The sequence below is a fragment of the Schaalia cardiffensis genome, assembly GCF_016405145.1.
Classification (GTDB): domain Bacteria; phylum Actinomycetota; class Actinomycetes; order Actinomycetales; family Actinomycetaceae; genus Pauljensenia; species Pauljensenia cardiffensis.
Genome location: NZ_JAEKIA010000029.1, coordinates 1 through 2,105, shown reverse-complemented (window position 1 = coordinate 2,105; position 2,105 = coordinate 1). Strand labels below are relative to the sequence as shown.

1 protein-coding gene and 3 pseudogenes are annotated in these 2,105 nt (G+C 66.3%); 2 read left to right on the top strand and 2 right to left on the bottom strand.

Features of this window, described 5'->3' with window-relative positions; genetic code table 11:
• Window positions 1-324: pseudogene (locus tag JFX23_RS09220) on the top strand (tRNA dihydrouridine synthase DusB); the annotation flags it as partial.
• Window positions 260-1,110: pseudogene (gene aroD, locus JFX23_RS09215) on the top strand (type I 3-dehydroquinate dehydratase). The pseudogenes JFX23_RS09220 and aroD, both read left to right, overlap by 65 nt.
• Window positions 1,111-1,133: 23 nt before the next feature.
• Here aroD and JFX23_RS09210 read toward each other — a convergent pair.
• Both JFX23_RS09210 and JFX23_RS09475 read right to left on the bottom strand, forming a co-directional pair.
• Window positions 1,134-1,904, bottom strand: coding sequence for a sugar-binding transcriptional regulator (locus tag JFX23_RS09210; protein WP_233050743.1), 771 nt, complete (start codon window positions 1,902-1,904; stop codon window positions 1,134-1,136).
• A 75-nt stretch (window positions 1,905-1,979) separates the two neighbouring features.
• Window positions 1,980-2,105, bottom strand: a pseudogene (locus JFX23_RS09475) (ABC transporter ATP-binding protein); the annotation flags it as partial.

Here is a 2,105-nt window from a genome sequence, read left to right as displayed (position 1 = left end):
AGGTGGGTCGTCGAAGACCAGGGGGATGAGGCTCGTGCGATGCGTGAAATGCGTAAGCACCTCGGCTGGTATCTACGAGGTTTCGCTGTCGGCGGGCCCACCCGCCACGCCCTGTCCATGGTGTCGAGCCTCGCCGAGCTGTCCGACATGCCCGCGGGTCTCGACCTCGATCAGCCCTACCCGCAGGCGGCCACCGGCAAACGCGGCCGCGCAGGCGGGGAGAAGACCCCGCATCTGCCCGACGGCTGGCTCTGCTCGGATGTCCTCACCGATGCCGAGCGGGACCTGCTCCGCCTCGCCGAAGACGAAGCGAATGGAGGATGAGATGAATCGAATCGTTCGAATCGGCCGGAGCGACCGGCGCGGGGAGTGCACTCTGGACGGGCCGACGCGCATCATCGCGCCCATCACGGGTCGAACGCCGCAGGCGCTCGCAGATGAGATCGCCGCGCTCGACGCGCACCCGCTCGACCTCGTCGAATGGCGCATCGACCCGCTCCTCGGTGCCCTGGAGGATCTCGCCACAGCTGCCACCGCCATTGAATCGGCGTGGGAACAGGCCGTGTCACAGTCGCCGGTTCCGGTCCTCGCAACGATCCGCACCAGTGCCGAGGGGGGAAAGCTGATGTGGAGGACGGCGACTACGTCCGCCTCGTCGCCCTCCTCGCGCGCTTCGCGGACGCCGTCGACGTGGAGATCGCGAGGACGGGTGCCCGCGCCCTCATCGCCCAATCCCACGAGGCCGGGGCCGCAGTCGTCGCCTCCTCTCACGATTTCGAGCAGACACCGACCGATGATGCGCTCGGCGCCCTCTACACGGGTATGGCCGACGCGGGAGCCGATGTTCTCAAAGTCGCATGCCGCGTCACCACCGCGGAGGAGGCGGTGCGAGTCCTTAGCGCGCAGATCGCCGCGCACCGCGCCCACCACCGCCCCGTCATCGGCATCGGCATGGGCGACGCAGGGGCGCTCACCCGCATCGGCGGGTCCGTTCTCTTCTCAGCCGCCACTTTCGCAACCATCGGCGCATCCTCGGCGCCCGGGCAGTTCACCGTCGAGGAGACGAGGACGATCCTCGACCTCGTTGAGCGGGGACTGAGGGGCGACTGAAAGGGGACAGCCTTCTTCGGCGATCAGCCTGACGACACCGCGCCGCGTCGTCGCGGCACAGGAGCGTTGGACGTGAGTGAGGGCTCGAAGAGAAGATCAGCAGTGGCAGCGTCGGTGACGAAGTGATCGACCACCCCTGACAGGAGAGCCGCGCGGATCGCCGGGACCTTTTCTGCGCCCCACGCGATGGCGACAACATTGTTTATTTCGCGCAGCCTGTCGAAGGGGACGGCGATGAGTCGTTGACAGAAACCGAGATCGATGTGTTGGCCCCTCGCATTGATGTGGTGGGCGCCGATATGACCGACGGCGCCCGAGCGGAGGAGTTCATTGTGCTCGTCGGCACTGACGTAGTCATTGAAGATCGCACCGTCTGTGGTGGCAGTCGTCGCTCCGATTCCCGTGATGAGGACATCGGCGTGCGACGCCATCGCCAGGGAAGTGGCGACCCTCCCCTCGCGGTGCAGTGCCTGGGCCATCTGCTGGCTCGAGACGACCAGCGGCGCGGGGAGGGTGTGGTAGGGCGCTCCGAGGGAGGAGGCGAATTGTTGGCAGATCTCGTGCGAGTCGATGAGGTGGTTGTCGTGTGCGATGACCCCGAGTGCTTGGACGACGGTCATATTCGGACGCCGCCTGCGCGGCAGCGATTGGGCCACTTCGGCAACGGTACGACCATTGGTGACGGCGAGGACGGAGTCGTCGTCGAGGAGTTCTTCGAGTAGATCTGCGCCCAGACGGGTGACTTCGCGGATGGAGACGGTCGGGTCGGAGAGGGATACGCGGGCACTGGTCAATCCGAATGCGGATACGAGAGTGTTTTCGAGCTCAATCGCCCTTTCGAGGGGGTGGCCGACGGTGAAGGTGATGACGCCTTCGTCTGCGTGCTGCTCGTGGTCGTCGAGGACGTGGGGTGCGCCGTCGTAGCTGATGTGTCCCGATCCGATGTGGAGCTCTCGGTCCAGGAGGGGGCCGAGTTCGCCGAGTTCGTGGAGGAC